At 66.4% G+C, this 14,716-nt stretch carries 12 protein-coding genes; 3 read left to right on the top strand and 9 right to left on the bottom strand.

Annotated elements, in window-relative coordinates:
• Positions 1-70 precede the first annotated feature (70 nt).
• Both rpoC and B5483_RS23695 read left to right on the top strand, forming a co-directional pair.
• Positions 71-4,363: a DNA-directed RNA polymerase subunit beta' gene (gene rpoC / locus B5483_RS16585; protein WP_054946910.1), complete on the top strand. Its 4,293-nt coding sequence runs from the start codon at positions 71-73 to the stop codon at positions 4,361-4,363.
• 240 nt (positions 4,364-4,603) lie between these two features.
• Entirely contained in the window at positions 4,604-4,738 is a 135-nt protein-coding gene (locus B5483_RS23695) for a hypothetical protein (protein ID WP_255352301.1), read from the top strand.
• A gap of 12 nt (positions 4,739-4,750) precedes the next feature.
• Here the strand turns inward: B5483_RS23695 and B5483_RS16580 are convergent, their stop codons facing one another.
• Together B5483_RS16580 and ispG are read right to left on the bottom strand one after the other, a co-directional pair.
• Positions 4,751-5,287 (bottom strand): retropepsin-like aspartic protease family protein, encoded by a 537-nt coding sequence (locus tag B5483_RS16580; protein WP_054946911.1) that lies wholly within the window; start codon positions 5,285-5,287, stop codon positions 4,751-4,753.
• A gap of 67 nt (positions 5,288-5,354) precedes the next feature.
• Complete coding sequence (gene ispG / locus B5483_RS16575) at positions 5,355-6,479, bottom strand: flavodoxin-dependent (E)-4-hydroxy-3-methylbut-2-enyl-diphosphate synthase (protein ID WP_079731219.1); 1,125 nt, start codon at positions 6,477-6,479, stop codon at positions 5,355-5,357.
• A gap of 117 nt (positions 6,480-6,596) precedes the next feature.
• On the opposite strand from ispG, the gene B5483_RS16570 reads away from it, so the two are divergent.
• Positions 6,597-7,607, top strand: coding sequence for a zinc transporter ZntB (locus B5483_RS16570; RefSeq protein ID WP_054946913.1), 1,011 nt, complete (start codon positions 6,597-6,599; stop codon positions 7,605-7,607).
• Between the two features lie 14 nt (positions 7,608-7,621).
• Here the strand turns inward: B5483_RS16570 and B5483_RS16565 are convergent, their stop codons facing one another.
• The 7 genes from B5483_RS16565 to B5483_RS16535 all read right to left on the bottom strand — a co-directional run bounded on the left by B5483_RS16565 (position 7,622) and on the right by B5483_RS16535 (position 14,660).
• Entirely contained in the window at positions 7,622-8,140 is a 519-nt protein-coding gene (locus B5483_RS16565; protein WP_079731352.1) for a GNAT family N-acetyltransferase, read from the bottom strand.
• Between the two features lie 193 nt (positions 8,141-8,333).
• On the bottom strand, positions 8,334-9,257 hold the full coding sequence (locus B5483_RS16560) for an RDD family protein (RefSeq protein WP_079731218.1): 924 nt from the start codon (positions 9,255-9,257) through the stop codon (positions 8,334-8,336).
• A complete protein-coding gene (locus tag B5483_RS16555) occupies positions 9,254-10,294 on the bottom strand; it encodes a stage II sporulation protein M (RefSeq protein ID WP_079731217.1) in 1,041 nt (346 codons plus the stop codon). The genes B5483_RS16560 and B5483_RS16555 overlap by 4 nt, the downstream gene beginning before the upstream one ends.
• Positions 10,291-11,619, bottom strand: a complete 1,329-nt coding sequence (locus B5483_RS16550; protein WP_079731216.1) for a DUF58 domain-containing protein — start codon at positions 11,617-11,619, stop codon at positions 10,291-10,293. The genes B5483_RS16555 and B5483_RS16550 overlap by 4 nt, the downstream gene beginning before the upstream one ends.
• A 4-nt stretch (positions 11,620-11,623) precedes the next feature.
• The gene (locus B5483_RS16545; protein WP_079731215.1) at positions 11,624-12,598 is read right to left on the bottom strand and encodes an AAA family ATPase; all 975 of its coding nucleotides are present in this window, start codon (positions 12,596-12,598) and stop codon (positions 11,624-11,626) included.
• On the bottom strand, positions 12,595-13,932 hold the full coding sequence (locus B5483_RS16540) for a hypothetical protein (protein ID WP_079731214.1): 1,338 nt from the start codon (positions 13,930-13,932) through the stop codon (positions 12,595-12,597). The genes B5483_RS16545 and B5483_RS16540 overlap by 4 nt, the downstream gene beginning before the upstream one ends.
• On the bottom strand, positions 13,929-14,660 hold the full coding sequence (locus B5483_RS16535) for a hypothetical protein (RefSeq protein ID WP_425435054.1): 732 nt from the start codon (positions 14,658-14,660) through the stop codon (positions 13,929-13,931). The genes B5483_RS16540 and B5483_RS16535 overlap by 4 nt, the downstream gene beginning before the upstream one ends.
• Positions 14,661-14,716 lie beyond the last annotated feature (56 nt).

The raw sequence follows: 14,716 nt of genomic DNA, 5'->3' as shown, positions 1-14,716 counted from the left end.
GGCGGGGCCATCGCGCTTCGCCCTCCCCTCTCCACCCGCCAAGAGAATTCACCCTGTTGGGGACTGAACTATGAACGACCTGACCAAATTCACCAACCAGATGGCGAAGCCCGAGACCTTCGATCAGATCCAGATCGGTCTCGCCTCCCCCGAGCGCATCCGCTCCTGGTCCTTCGGCGAGATCAAGAAGCCGGAAACCATCAACTACCGCACGTTCAAGCCCGAGCGTGACGGCCTCTTCTGCGCGCGCATCTTCGGCCCCGTGAAGGACTACGAGTGCCTTTGCGGCAAGTACAAGCGCATGAAGTACAAGGGCGTCGTCTGCGAAAAGTGCGGCGTCGAAGTCACCGTCACCAAGGTGCGCCGCGAGCGCATGGGCCACATCGAACTGGCCGCGCCGGTCGCGCACATCTGGTTCCTCAAGTCGCTGCCTTCGCGCATCGGCCTGCTGCTCGACATGCAGCTCAAGCAGCTTGAGCGCGTCCTCTACTTCGAGAGCTACATCGTCATCGAGCCGGGCCTGACCCCGCTCGAGAAGTACCAGCTCCTGACCGAAGACGAGATGCTCGACGCCCAGGACGAGTACGGCGAAGACGCCTTCTCCGCCGGCATCGGTGCCGAAGCGGTCAAGCAGATGCTCATGGAGCTCGACCTCGAACAGGAGCGTGCCGACCTTCTCCAGGAGCTTGAGACGACCAAGTCGGAACTCAAGCCCAAGAAGATCATCAAGCGCCTCAAGGTCGTCGAATCGTTCATCGATTCGGGCAACCGTCCCGAGTGGATGATCCTTGAAGTCGTGCCGGTCATTCCGCCGGAACTGCGCCCGCTGGTCCCGCTGGACGGCGGCCGCTTCGCGACTTCGGACCTCAACGACCTCTACCGTCGCGTCATCAACCGCAACAACCGCCTCAAGCGCCTGATCGAGCTGCGCGCGCCGGACATCATCGTGCGCAACGAAAAGCGCATGCTGCAGGAAGCCGTCGACGCGCTTTTCGACAACGGCCGCCGCGGCCGCGTCATCACCGGCGCGAACAAGCGTCCGCTCAAGTCGCTGTCCGACATGCTCAAGGGCAAGCAGGGCCGCTTCCGTCAGAACCTGCTCGGCAAGCGCGTCGACTATTCGGGCCGTTCGGTCATCGTGACCGGTCCGGAACTCAAGCTGCACCAGTGCGGCCTGCCCAAGAAGATGGCGCTCGAGCTGTTCAAGCCGTTCATCTACGCCCGCCTCGATGCCAAGGGTCTTTCGATGACCCTGAAGCAGGCCAAGAAGTGGGTCGAGAAGGAACGCAAGGAAGTCTGGGACATCCTCGACGAGGTGATCCGCGAGCATCCGGTTCTCCTGAACCGCGCGCCAACGCTGCACCGTCTGGGCATCCAGGCCTTCGAACCGGTCCTCATCGAGGGCAAGGCGATCCAGCTGCACCCGCTCGTCTGCTCGGCCTTCAACGCCGACTTCGACGGTGACCAGATGGCCGTCCACGTTCCGCTCTCGCTGGAAGCCCAGCTGGAAGCGCGCGTGCTGATGATGTCGACCAACAACATCCTTTCGCCCGCGAACGGCAAGCCGATCATCGTTCCTTCGCAGGACATGGTCCTCGGCCTGTACTACCTGTCGATGGATCGCACCGGCGACCCGGGCGAAGGCATGAAGTTCGGCGACATGGCCGAAGTGCACCAGGCGCTGTTCACCGGCGCCGTGACCCTCCACTCCAAGATCGAGGCCCGCGTGCCGCAGACCGACGAGCAGGGCAACCAGTACATGAAGCGGTTCGAGACCACGCCGGGCCGCATGCTCATCGGCGAATGCCTGCCCAAGAGCCACAAGGTGCCCTTCGAAGTCGTCAACCGCCTTCTCACCAAGAAGGAAATCGGCGACGTCATCGATCAGGTCTACCGCCACACCGGCCAGAAGGACACGGTGCTGTTCGCCGACGCCATCATGACGCTCGGCTTCCGCAACGCGTTCAAGGCGGGCATCTCCTTCGGCAAGGATGACATGATCATTCCGGAATCGAAGGTCGCGCTGGTCAACGAGACCAAGGAACTGGTTGCCGACTACGAGCAGCAGTACCAGGACGGTCTCATCACCCAGCAGGAAAAGTACAACAAGGTGATCGACGCCTGGAGCCGTTGCGGCGACCAGGTCGCGAACGCCATGATGGAAGAGCTCAAGGCCCTTCCGGTCGACCCCGAAACCGGCCGTCAGGCACAGATCAACTCGATCTACATGATGAGCCACTCGGGTGCGCGTGGTAGCCCGGCGCAGATGAAGCAGCTTGGCGGTATGCGCGGCCTCATGGCCAAGCCGTCGGGCGAGATCATCGAAACGCCGATCATCTCGAACTTCAAGGAAGGCCTGACCGTCCTTGAATACTTCAACTCCACCCACGGCGCCCGCAAGGGTCTGGCCGACACCGCGCTCAAGACGGCGAACTCGGGTTACCTGACCCGCCGTCTGGTCGACGTGTCGCAGGACTGCGTCGTCGTCGTCGAGGACTGCGGCACCGAGCGTGCGCTGGAAATGCGCGCGATCGTTCAGGGCGGTTCGGTCATCGCCTCGCTGGCCGAGCGCATCCTGGGCCGTACCCTGGCCGAGGACATCGTCGACAAGGAAGGCAACGTCGTCGTCGCCAACGGCACCCTGCTCGACGAAGCGGGCGTCAAGGCGATCGAAGGCGCTGGCGTACAGGCGGCCCGCATTCGCTCGCCGCTGGTCTGCGAAGCGACCCAGGGCGTCTGCGGCAAGTGCTACGGTCGCGACCTCGCCCGCGGCACGCCGGTGAACATCGGCGAAGCGGTCGGCGTCATCGCCGCCCAGTCGATCGGTGAACCGGGCACGCAGCTGACCATGCGTACCTTCCACATCGGCGGCGCCGCGCAGCTCAACGAAACCAGCCACCTGGAATCGATCTGCGACGGTACCGTGCAGTATCGCGACATCCCGACGATCCTCGACAAGCGCGGTCGTCGCCTGTCGCTGGCCCGCAACGGCGAAGTCGTGGTGATCGACACCGAAGGCCGCGAGCGCGCAATGCACCGCGTGCCTTACGGTACCGTGCTGCTGCACACCGACGGGGCAACCGTGAAGGAAGGCGAACGCCTGGCCGAGTGGGACCCGTTCACCCTGCCGATCATCACCGAAACCGCAGGTGTAGTGAAGTATCAGGACCTGATCGACTCCCGCACGCTGACCGAGCAGGTCGACGATGCGACCGGCATGACCAGCCGCGTCGTCACCGAAGACCGTTCGTCCAGCCGTTCGAAGAAGAAGGAAGACCTGCGTCCGCGCATCACCCTTCTCGACGACGCATCGGGAGAGGCCGCGCGCTACATGCTGGCGCCGGGCGCGACGCTCTCGGTCGAGGACGGCCAGATGGTCGAAGCCGGCGACATCATCGCCCGTGCTTCGCGCGAAGCTGCCAAGACCCGCGACATCACCGGCGGTCTGCCGCGTGTTGCCGAGCTGTTCGAGGCCCGCAAGCCGAAGGACAACGCGGTCATCGCCAAGGTCTCGGGCCGCGTCGAATTCGTTCGCGACTACAAGGCCAAGCGCAAGATCGCGATCATTCCCGAGGAAGGCGAACCCGTCGAGTACCTGATCCCCAAGAGCAAGGTGATCGACGTTCAGGAAGGCGACTTCGTCAAGAAGGGCGACAACCTGATCTCCGGCTCGCCGGATCCGCACGACATCCTCGAGGTCCTCGGCGTCGAGGCCCTGGCGGAATACCTCGTGTCGGAAATCCAGGAAGTCTATCGACTCCAGGGCGTGAAGATCAACGACAAGCACATCGAGGTGATCGTTCGCCAGATGCTGCAGAAGGTCGAGATCACCGACGGCGGCGACACCACACTGCTGCCGGGCGAGCAGGTCGACTTCGAGGAAATGCTCGAGGTCAACAGCAAGCTCACGGGCGACAAGAAGCCTGCCGAGGGCAAGCCGGTGCTGCTGGGCATCACCAAGGCCTCGCTGCAGACCCGTTCGTTCATCTCGGCGGCGTCGTTCCAGGAGACCACGCGCGTCCTCACCCAGGCTGCGGTCGAGGGCAAGAAGGACTCGCTCATCGGTCTCAAGGAAAACGTCATCGTCGGCCGCCTCATCCCGGCGGGCACCGGCGCGGGCATGAACCGCGTGCGCGTTGCCGCGTCGAGCCGCGACGCAGCCCTGCGCGCTTCCTATCGCAAGATGCAGGAAGCGCTCATCGCTGCCAACACGGCCGAGGAAGAACGTGCAGCAGAGCTCAAGCGCGACCCGCTTGACGATCTCGGCGACGATCCGCTGGCGGCAGTCGAGGGCGAAACCCACGGCACCGACGCCGATGCGGGCGAATACCTGATCAAGGGCGACGAGGAAGGCGAGGCCTGAGCCTCACCCCTCCAGCCTGACAGGCGACAAGCAGGGCCCCGCCGGAGCAATCCGGCGGGGCCTTTGCTTTATCGGCTACCATAATTCCACGCCTGTCCACCCAGTGGCGCGCGAGCCGGGTCCGGCCGGGAACCGCCCCGGGTTCGACGGGCGACATATCCGGTTCGACCGGTGACATGGCCTTCGGACCGGCGCGGCGGCATAGAGGCGCTACCCCCCGCTCTCGCAAGGCCGGAACCGATGAAACGCCACGAGTCCCCTGTCAGCAGCGCGGCAGCCGCCTCGGTGATTGCCATGCTGGCTTTCGCGGTGTGGTCCGGCCTTGCGGAGTTCAGCGCCCAGTTCAGCGGCGCCGCAGCGCTGCTGGGCACCTGATCGCGTCCGGGATCAGCTTCCCGGTCCGATGACCATCCGGTCATCCTCGATCCGCACCCCGCTCAGTTTGGACAGGAACGACTGCCCCAGAAGGGAAACGTCGAGCCCCTCGGGAATGATCGCCGCCTCGACGTCCCTGGCTTCGAACCCGCCCAGTTCGAGGCGTTCCAGCCGGACCGGCACGCCATAGACCGGACCGCCGGCGCCGCGCCCGACACCGACGATATCCGAATCGTTCCATTCGAGCCCGATCGCCTGCGCATCGGCGCCGGTCAGAGCGACGATGCTGGCACCGGTATCGACGAGAAAGTGCATACGCGCATTGCCGACCATGGCATCGGCGTAGAAATGACCGTCGGCTTCTCTGGGCAGCACGGTCTCTCCGGCCAGCCACGCCTCGCGGCGATCCTGCCGGACCTGCCGTGTAGCCGCCTCGACCGGGTCCACGCTGGCGGCAGGACGCCGGCCATTGCCGGCCTCCAGTCCGGGCGCGATCCAGCCGACGACGGCTGCCGTCCCGACGAGTAGGATGATCGGTCCCTTGCGCATGGCCCGCAGGCTATGCGCCAAAGGCTTAAACCGGCGTAAAGTGCGCGGCGAAGCGAAGCGGCAGCTACTATTCGGCGGCCTGGGCCTGCGCCTCGGCAGCCTCGATCTCTGCCGCCTTGGCTTCCACCAGCGAAACGATGTGGTCGAGCATGTCGTCGCTCTGCACGTGATGGTCGGTCACCCCGGAGAGATAGACCATGTGCTTGCCGTTGCCGCCGCCGGTAATGCCGATGTCGGTCTCGCGCGCTTCGCCCGGGCCGTTGACCACGCAGCCCAGCACGGAAAGCGAGAGCGGCGTCTTGATGTGTTGCAGGCGCGCTTCGAGCGCTTCGACCGTGCGGATCACGTCGAAGCCCTGCCGCGCACAGGACGGGCACGAAACGACGCGTACGCCGCGGGTGCGCAGGCCGAGTGCCTTGAGGATCTCGAAGCCGACGCGCACTTCCTCTTCCGGCTCGGCCGAGAGGGAGACGCGCAAGGTGTCACCGATACCGGCCCAGAGCAGGTTGCCGATGCCGATGGCCGACTTCACGGTACCGCCGATCAGGCCACCGGCCTCGGTAATGCCGAGGTGCAGCGGACAGTCCACTGCATCGGCCAGTCCCTGGTAGGCGGCGACCGCAAGGAACACGTCGGAAGCCTTCACCGCCACCTTGTAGTCGTGGAAGTCGTGGTCCTGCAGCAACTTGATGTGATCGAGCGCCGATTCGACGAGCGCTTCGGGACACGGCTCACCGTACTTTTCGAGCAGGTCTTTCTCGAGGCTGCCCGCGTTCACGCCGATGCGGATGGCGCAGCCGTTCGCCTTGGCCGCACGCACGACTTCGGCAACGCGCTCGTCCGAACCGATGTTGCCCGGATTGATGCGCAGGCAGGCCGCGCCGGCATCCGCCGCCTCGAGCGCACGCTTGTAGTGGAAATGGATGTCCGCGATCAGCGGAACCTGAGCTGCGCGGGCGATTTCGCGGAAAGCCGCGGTGCTCTCGACATCGGGACACGAGACCCGGATGAGATCGGCGCCCGCGTCCTCGCAGCGGCGGATCTGGTCGATCGTCGCGCACGCGTCCGAGGTCGGGGTATTGGTCATGGTCTGCACGGTGATCGGGGCATCGCCGCCGACGGGAACGCTGCCGACCATGATCTGGCGGCTCTTGCGGCGCTCGATATCGCGCCAGGGTCGAATGGAAGACATGGCCGCTCCTATAGGCGCTTGGCGTGACGGTTTGAAGCACGTTTGCATTCTGCCGGGCCAAGCCGCGGATTCGAGGGCGCTCTTTTGCCCGTGCGGATTTTCGGGCATGCACCGCAGATGCTCGACGACACCATGACCGACGACCTCGAAGCCGAAACGCCCCTGCTGTTCGGACGCGTCCTCGACGGTCGCGGCGGCGCCCGTCCCGTCACCTGGGAAGAGGCGAACGCATGGCAGCCGGGCATGCCCGGCGAGGTCCTGTGGATGCACTTGCGGCGTGACCGTCCGGGCGTGGCCGATTGGCTGGAGCATTCGCTGGGCCTGCCCGAACCGACCGCCGAACTGCTGACCAGCGAGGACACCCGTCCGCGCGCCTTCAGCGAACGCGGCGCGCTGGTGGCGACGCTGCGCGGGATCAACTTCAACCCCGGCGCGGAACCGGAAGACATGGTCTCGATGCAGGTCTGGTGCGATGGGCAGCGGCTGATCACGCTGCGTCGGCGGCCGCTGCAGACGCCGCATTCGATCATGCACGACCTCGACGACGGGCACGGCCCGGTCGATGCCGGCGCTGCCATCACTTCGCTGGTCGAGCACATGATTGCCCGCATGAACCGCTCCATCGTCGACATGAACGAGGTGATCGACCAGCTCGAGGACACCGATCCCGACGACGATCCGGAAAGCATGCTCGACAAGATCTCGACGATCCGGCGCAATTGCCTTGCCCTCAAGCGCCACATGTCGCCGCAGCACGTCGCGCTGGAGCGCATCTCGCGCGATGCCCCGGCCTGGTTCGAGGATCACGACCGCCGCGAGATCGCCGAGACGATCGACCGCATGCGCAGGTACATCGACGATCTCGACATCAGCAAGGAAAGCGCGGTAGTCCTGCAGGATGACCTGCGCGCCCGCGCCGTCGCCCAGTCCAACCGCACCAGCTACCTGCTGACCATCGTCGCGGCGATCTTCCTGCCGCTCGGCTTCGTGACCGGGCTGCTCGGCATCAACGTCGGCGGGATGCCCGGTGCATCGGACCCGCACGCCTTCTGGCTGGTCGTCGCCATGTGCGTGGCGATCCTGCTGATGCAATTGCTGATGTTCTGGCGCTGGAAATGGTTCGGGTAGAGCGCCTTTGAGGGTCAGCCCTGCAGCAGGCGCGCGTAGAGAAACTCCTCGTCGCGCTGTTCCCCGACCATGAAATGAATGTCGGCGACCTTTTCGAAGCCTTGTCGCGCATAGAACCTGTGCGCGCCGAAGTTCTCGCTCCACACCGATAGCTGGACTTCGTCCGCGCCGAAATCGCGCGCCTCGTCCATCGCCCAGGCCATCAGCCTTGCGCCGATGCCCTGCCCTGTCGCTTCGGGATCGGTGTAAAGCTGCTTGAGCTCGATCGCCTTGCTGCCACGGGCATGGTCCGGCCAGCCGCAGGCCATGACAATCTTGCAGAACCCCAGCAGACGGGCCCCGTCGACCGCCAGCATGATCCGCATTTTCGGATCGGCGATCTGCGCCGCAACGACATCCTCGGAATGGGATTCAGCCAGAAAAGCAGAGAGATCCTCTGGCCGGTAGAGGTACCCGAACTTCTCCACGAAGCTGCGCGCGCCAAGATCGGCAAGGGCTGCGGCATCGGCCGGCGTGGCGAGTCTCAAGTCCATCGCCATTCCCTGGTTCACTTGCCCGCGCCCGTCAATTGTACCCAATTGGGCGCAAGTCTTTGCGACGCGAAAGGCTTCTGGTTTGCCGGTCTCCGGGCTGACGCGGATGTAGCCGCGCTCGTGCGCCACTGCGAGCAGGGCCAGAACCCGATCGCCCGACGGTCATCCGGCTCGATCCTCAGGGTTTCGATCCTCAGCCTTCGTCCGAGAACTTGTCGGCCTTGCGCCGCCCCATGCGCATGCCGGCCTCCAGCCGCGCGCGCAACTGGGTGTAATAGGCCTCAAGGAACCGGCGTTCGTCGTTCCAGCCGTCATTGCGGCCGATCTTCGCGGCGATCGTCTGGTAGACCGATTCGACGGACTGATGCCGCTTGTCGCGCAGCACGCGTTCCAGCGCCTGAAGCTCGTACTCTCCGTAGACCGACAGCTCCGCCTCCTCGAAGTGGTACTTGCGCTGCGCCGCTGCGACGGCAGGCTCCGCGCCGCGGGCGACCGTCATGGCCGCCTCCAGTTTCCGCCGCGGCCGTTCGAGCACCCAGCTTCCGGCGATGATGTCCCCGGCGCGCAGGCCGTCGCGGTTGAACATCGGAAACAGCATGAAGATCAGGAACCAGCCGGTCGCGGCCAGCCACGCCGCCCCGCTGTCCACGCCCGCGGACGCGAGAAAGACCAGCGGCAGGAACAGCTCGACATCGCGCAGGAGATTGCGGGCGATGACCATTTCCGCCGAAAGCCGCCCGCCATCGCGCGCGGCAATACGGATACCCACCATGCGCTTGCCCGGCGTCGCGCCGCGCGGGCCGAGTTCGAAGAACAGGAAGTAGGCGTTGCGGAACAGGAACAGGACCACGATCCAGACGATGAAGATGAACTGCAGGACATGCCCTGCAGCCGTGTCGCTCTCGATCTCGCGCATGAACGCCGATGCCCCGCCGGCGATCGAGAACAGCGCCATCGTCGAACCCAGGATCAGCAGGAAGATGAGAACGAGGTCGAGCATCAGCGCCCCGGCCCGCGCCCCGCGGCTGGCCACGGTAACCGGCAAGGCGATCCCCTCGGGCGTGACCAGCACACGGTCGCGCGAGGATCGGCGCAGACGGGTCGGTATCGCGCTCATCGCGAAGCGTCCCGGCTCGCCGCGTGGCCGTCATTGCCGCGAAAGGCGAAGAAATAACCGAGCCAGATCGCCAGCATCGATCCGCCGATGGCGAAGCGCCCTGCCGTCTCATCGACAAGCTGGCGCGCAAAGCCTTCGAGCAGGGCTGCCACGACGAGCATGAGCACGACGCCGGTCATGACCAGCGCGGCGCGGCGTCCGGCCTGCGCGGTGGCCTGCAACACCGGCTTGCGGCCCGGGAATGCCAGCGAACGTCCGATGTGCAGCCCCGCCGCCCCGGCCAGCAGGATCGCGAAGATCTCGGTCGTGCCGTGGACCGCGATCCACCCGGCGAAATCGAGGGTCAGCCCCGCCCCGCTGTAGAGCCAGAGCATCGCGCCCAGCACGGCCATGTTGTGCACCAGCAGCAGCAGCGAGGGCACGCCGAAAGCAAAGCCGAGCGCGAAGGCAAGGATGGAGACCTGCGCATTGTTGCTGAAAAGCTGGGCGGCGAACACGCTCATCCCGCTTTGCCCGGAATTGCCGAAGATCGTGGCCTTGAGCACTTCGGCACTGGCCCCGGGCACGCGCGTGTCGCCGAACTGCTTGGGCACCAGCGCGAAATACCATTCCGGATCGTGCGAGACGAGCAGCCAACCGACCGCCGTGCCTGCGACCATCACCGTAAGGGCGATGAGAATATCGACCCAGATCGCCCGCACCGCCGCACTCCAGCCGCCGCCGAGGAACCCGCTGAACCATTCCCACAGGCTCGTGCGTGGCCCGTAGACGACGAACCACGCGCGCTGGACCAGCGCTTCGAGATAGGCGAGCGTCGCCGCATCGAGCGAGGTCTCACGCGCGATCGACAGGCTGGAAGCGACGGTGCGGTAGAGGCCCGGAAGCGCCAGCAGGTCCTCGTCGGAAATACCCCTGATCCGCCCCTTTTCCATGCGTGTGACGATGGCCTCGAGCCGCTGCCAGTCCGCCTCGCGTTCAAGCCGGAAGCGGTCCGAACGCAAGGCGGCGCTTTCGATGGCATCAAGGGTCGCGGTCATCCGATCGCTCCGGAACGCTTGATGGCAAGGTAGGCGTCGAGCAGGCGGGTGCCGATCCGGTCGTAGCGCGCCTCGATGACGTCGACGCCGATCTGCTGCAGGCGGCGGGTGACGAGCGCGCGCTGGCGCAGCAGCAGGTCGGCGGAAACGGCCATCGACAGCACCTCGAGATCCTCGGGCGGCGCGGCGGACATTTCCTCTAGCTCCTCGTCCTCCATCGTCACGAAGAGGACGACGTGCCGCGAAACGAGGCGGCCGATGCCCTCGATCATGAGTTCGGCACTGGTCGGGTCGGAAAAGTCGCTGAACACGACGATGAGCGAGCGCCGCTGCAACCGGTTGGCAAGGGTCGCCAGAGCCAGCGTGAAATTGGGCTCCTCGGCGCGGTACTCAAGTCCGGCGGCGGCCCGCTGCAGCCGGTGAAAGTCGCGCGAGGCAGTGATGAAGGGTGTCGAGACTTCGGGGCGGGAGGCAAAGCCGAACAGCGATACCCGGTCCCCACCCTTGAGCGCGACGTAGGCAGTCGCCAGCGCGGCGGAGACAGCCCGGTCGAGCCGGGGCATCCCGGCGATCGGCTCGCACATCGCCTGCCCGCAATCGAAGGCGAAGACGATCTGGTTGTTGCGCTCTGTCTCGAATTCCTTGGCGTAGAGATGGACGTGGCGGGCCGAGGCCTTCCAGTCGATGCGGCGGCGATCCATTCCGGGCTCGTACTCGGCCAGCGATTCGAACTGCGTGCCCTCACCGCGAATGCGCCGCGCAATGAGGCCGTATTGCGCATCCTTGAGGAAGGTCTGCAGGGCCGGTGAACGCACGGCGGCGATGTTCGGCCAGACGCGGACCTGTTCATCGAGATCGCCCAGCAATTGCCGCGCACCCAGTCCCAGTGGCCCGGTCCAACGCAGCCAGCACCGCGTGACCTGGCCGGTACCCCGACGCGAAGGGCTGACCTGCACCTGCCCTTGCCAGTCTTCGTCCCGGCGGTGCAGTGCAAACTGGCAACGTCCGCCGGGCGACAGCCGGGGATCGCATTCCAGCGCGATCTCGACCGCCGAGGGCCTTCCGGCATGGAGCAAGGCCCGGGCTGAAAACCGCGTCTCGGCGCCGACTTCGGCATCGCCGGGCACGGTCACCTGCAAGTCTTCGAGGCGCCCGCCCAACAGTCCGTCGACAACGATCAGCACCAGCACCACAAGCCCGAACAGCGGCGCGATGACCCACGCGCCGGGCTGCGTTGCACCGATGACAAGCGCCACCGGCGCGCCAAGCGCCAGCAGCACCACGGCGCGCGCGGTCGGAACGATCGGGGCGAGCCGCGTGCTCATCGGTTCAGCGCGGCGCCTCGGTCTGTTCGACGAGCTGGGCGACAAGCGCCTCGACCTGCTTGCCCTCGATCTCCGCTGCGGGGCTGAGCAGCAGGCGGTGGCGCAGCACGCCGGTCGCCAGTGCCTTCACGTCGTCCGGCACCACGTAGTCGCGGCCGTCCAGCGCGGCGCGGGCGCGGGCCGCACCGGCCAGCAGCACTGCCGCACGCGGGCTCGCCCCGCAGGCAAGGTCTGCGCTGTCACGCGTGGCGCGCACGAGCCGCACGATGTAGTCGGTCACGCTATCGGCGAGGGTCACACCTGCCACGGCGCGGGTCGCGGCGGAAAGCACCTGCGGCGATGCGACGGCCTCGATGCCCAATTCCGCGGGCGAAGGCGCGCCGCGATTCTCGCCATAGCGCGCGACGATGCGGATTTCCTCCTCGGCACTGGGATAGTCGACCAACAGCTTGAACAGGAAGCGGTCGAGCTGGGCCTCGGGCAGCGGATAGACGCCTTGGCTCTCGATCGGGTTCTGCGTGGCGACAACCATGAAATGCGGCGGCAGGGCATGGGCGGCACCGTCCAGCGTGACGCGGCGCTCCTGCATCGCCTCGAGCAGGGCCGCCTGCGTCTTGGGCGGAGTGCGATTGATTTCGTCGGCCAGCAGCAGGTCGCAGAAGATCGGCCCGTGGGTGAGGGTGAACTGGCTGGTCTGGAAGTTGAACAGGTTGGAGCCGAGGATGTCGCCCGGCATCAGGTCCGGCGTGAACTGTATCCGTCCGAAGTCCAGCCCCAGCGTCGCCGCGAAGCACTGGGCGAGGAACGTCTTCGCCGTTCCCGGCGGGCCCTCGAGTAGGACGTGGCCACGCGCCATCAGCGCGATCAGCATATGGTCGACGGTCCCGACCTGGCCGACGATGGCCTTGCCGACCTGTTCGCGTATCGCATCGGCGATATGCGCGACTTCGGACAGGCTGAGGGTTTCGGTCTCACTCATCGGATCAGCTTCCTTTCGAGCGCATGGAGTTCGCGCGCGGCTTTCAGGAGGTCATGGGCCTTGCGCGCCCGCTTGAGGCGCGCGGCAAGAACGGAAAAGGGTTCGGCCTCGGGATCGCGCGCGGCAAGGGCGCGGTCGATGGCCTCTTCGGCGTGAACGGTATCGAGGTAGCGCGGCAGGCCAAGCCCACGCACGAGACGCTCGCGGATACGGTCGGCATAGGGGCCGCCGAGCAGGTGCAGGCGCCGGGCGCGGCGCACAAGGCCGGCAGAATTGCTGACGAGGGCCCGCTTGCCGAAAGCGATCGCCCGCTCCGTGCTCGCTGGCGGCCCGAAGCGCAGGAAGGCGCGCCAGCCGATCATGGTCGCGGCCAGCAGCAGGCACAGGGTGGCGGCAAGAAACGGCGGCGTGAAAGCGAGCGTGAGCAGGTTGCGCGACTGGCCAAAGCCATTGAGCGTCATGTCGAAGATCACCGGATCGCCCGGCGAAATCCCGCCGGCCCGGACCAGCGCCTCGGCAAGGCGCGCATTTTCCAGGCGCGCCATGCCGTAATTGTCGAGCAGGTCCGGTTCGAACACCAGCACCAGCGGATAGAGGTCGTCGTCCTCCACCTCGGTCTTCATCGGCGCAAGCGCGTGGTCTTCCAGCTCCGGATAGTAGCCGCCGTCGTCGAGCATGGCCGCGAGGATCCGGCCATCCTGCCCTTCCACCAGCGGGACCAGCCGCTCACCCTGCCCGGAAAGCACCTGCTTGCCTTCGGGCAGCACGCCGCCGAGGCCCATGCCATGCCAGCGCGCGGGCGCGCCGGCCTTGCCCATCGGCGACAGGGTGACGCCGACATCGTCGAGAAAGCCCTGCCAATTGGGGCCCGAGGCTCCCATGATCCGAACCCAGCCGCGCCGGGCGCCCTTCTGCTGGCGATCCACGGGGCCTGCCATCCACTTGGGCGTGATCACCAGCGTCGGCCCGATGTAGCGACGGGCACTGACGATGCGGTCGATCTCCTCACCCTCGGCAAATGCCGGCGGGGTCAGGACCAGCAGCCCCTTCTTCGCAAGCGCGCCCTCGTTCTTCACCTTGCGCACGGCAAACCCACGCCGGTCGAGGAAGTCGGCCACGGCCGCATAGCCATTCAGGCCCTTGCCCGCCGCATGGGCCTGCCCGTCGTTGCCGGTGCCCATGCCGTTGCCGGTCCCGATCATCCACAGCAGCGCGATGAACAGGGCCGAGCCGATGAGCACGATGCCCACGACGGCGCGGCGGGAAAACGGATTGGCGCCAACGGGTATGGCAGTGCCGGCCACCGGGCCCGTACCGAATGCGACCCCGCTCATGCGCGCAGCTCCAGCCGGGCGAAATCGGCATAGGCGGCGCGGGCTGCCGTCCAGTCCTGCGCATCGAGGTCGCGAAGCGCGAACAGACTGCGCTCCACCCGGTCGGCAATGGTCGCGAAGGCGCGGCGACCGCTCTCGGGCAACATCGGCAGGACGGAAATCTCGCGCGCGGTGCTGGCCGGGATCAGCCAGTCGGGCCGGGCCTGGTTGATCTGGTGGACGCTGCGCTGGAGCAGGAGGTGCGCGGCTTCACCGAAGCGCCCTTGCGCGGCGAGCCGGTCGGCATCCTCGAGCAGGGCAGTCGCCTCGGCCCTGCTCGGCGCCCAGACCGCTTCGTCCTCCTGCCCGCGCCGATTGCGCCAGGCCGCCATGGCCGGACCGAAAATCCGCCAGAGCAGCAACAGCGCCATCGCCGCCGCCAGTGCAATCAGGACGTACTGGAACACCGGCCAGGACATGCCCAGCAGGCGCCCGATGGGTTCAAAAATGGCTTCCATCAGCCTGGAAAGGGCGCGCAGCCAGCCCGGCACTTCGGAAACGGGAGGTTGCTGCATCGGGGGAAGCGGCGCGAACTGGATGTCGGACGCGGCGCGCACGGCCTCCCAGTCGCTCGCGGCGTCCCGGGCAGCGGCCGCACCGGCAATCTGAGGCCCACCAACCGTCACGTCGGCCTGATTGGCATGGGCCGCCCTGCCGCGCAAGCGGTAGCCCTCGTGATAATGCTGCAAGCGGACCTGAAAATTCCCGATTTTTCAGTCCGCACCGCGATCCGACTGGCCGCAGG

Source organism: Novosphingobium mathurense (genome assembly GCF_900168325.1).
Taxonomy (GTDB): domain Bacteria; phylum Pseudomonadota; class Alphaproteobacteria; order Sphingomonadales; family Sphingomonadaceae; genus Novosphingobium; species Novosphingobium mathurense.
The sequence above is the reverse complement of the archived record's forward strand: the minus strand, read 5'-3'. Positions and strand labels throughout refer to the sequence as shown.

Bases quoted from the DNA above. Each gene is read 5' to 3' on its own strand.
- ispG (WP_079731219.1), bottom strand. From the start codon at position 6,479: ATGTCTTCCATTCGACCCTGGCGCGATATCGAGCGCCGCAAGAGCCGC.
- B5483_RS16540 (WP_079731214.1), bottom strand. From the start codon at position 13,932: ATGAGCGGGGTCGCATTCGGTACGGGCCCGGTGGCCGGCACTGCCATA.
- rpoC (WP_054946910.1), top strand. From the start codon at position 71: ATGAACGACCTGACCAAATTCACCAACCAGATGGCGAAGCCCGAGACC.
- B5483_RS23695 (WP_255352301.1), top strand. From the start codon at position 4,604: ATGAAACGCCACGAGTCCCCTGTCAGCAGCGCGGCAGCCGCCTCGGTG.
- B5483_RS16570 (WP_054946913.1), top strand. From the start codon at position 6,597: ATGCTCGACGACACCATGACCGACGACCTCGAAGCCGAAACGCCCCTG.
- B5483_RS16560 (WP_079731218.1), bottom strand. From the start codon at position 9,257: ATGAGCGCGATACCGACCCGTCTGCGCCGATCCTCGCGCGACCGTGTG.
- B5483_RS16550 (WP_079731216.1), bottom strand. From the start codon at position 11,619: ATGAGCACGCGGCTCGCCCCGATCGTTCCGACCGCGCGCGCCGTGGTG.
- B5483_RS16565 (WP_079731352.1), bottom strand. From the start codon at position 8,140: ATGGACTTGAGACTCGCCACGCCGGCCGATGCCGCAGCCCTTGCCGAT.
- B5483_RS16545 (WP_079731215.1), bottom strand. From the start codon at position 12,598: ATGAGTGAGACCGAAACCCTCAGCCTGTCCGAAGTCGCGCATATCGCC.
- B5483_RS16580 (WP_054946911.1), bottom strand. From the start codon at position 5,287: ATGCGCAAGGGACCGATCATCCTACTCGTCGGGACGGCAGCCGTCGTC.
- B5483_RS16555 (WP_079731217.1), bottom strand. From the start codon at position 10,294: ATGACCGCGACCCTTGATGCCATCGAAAGCGCCGCCTTGCGTTCGGAC.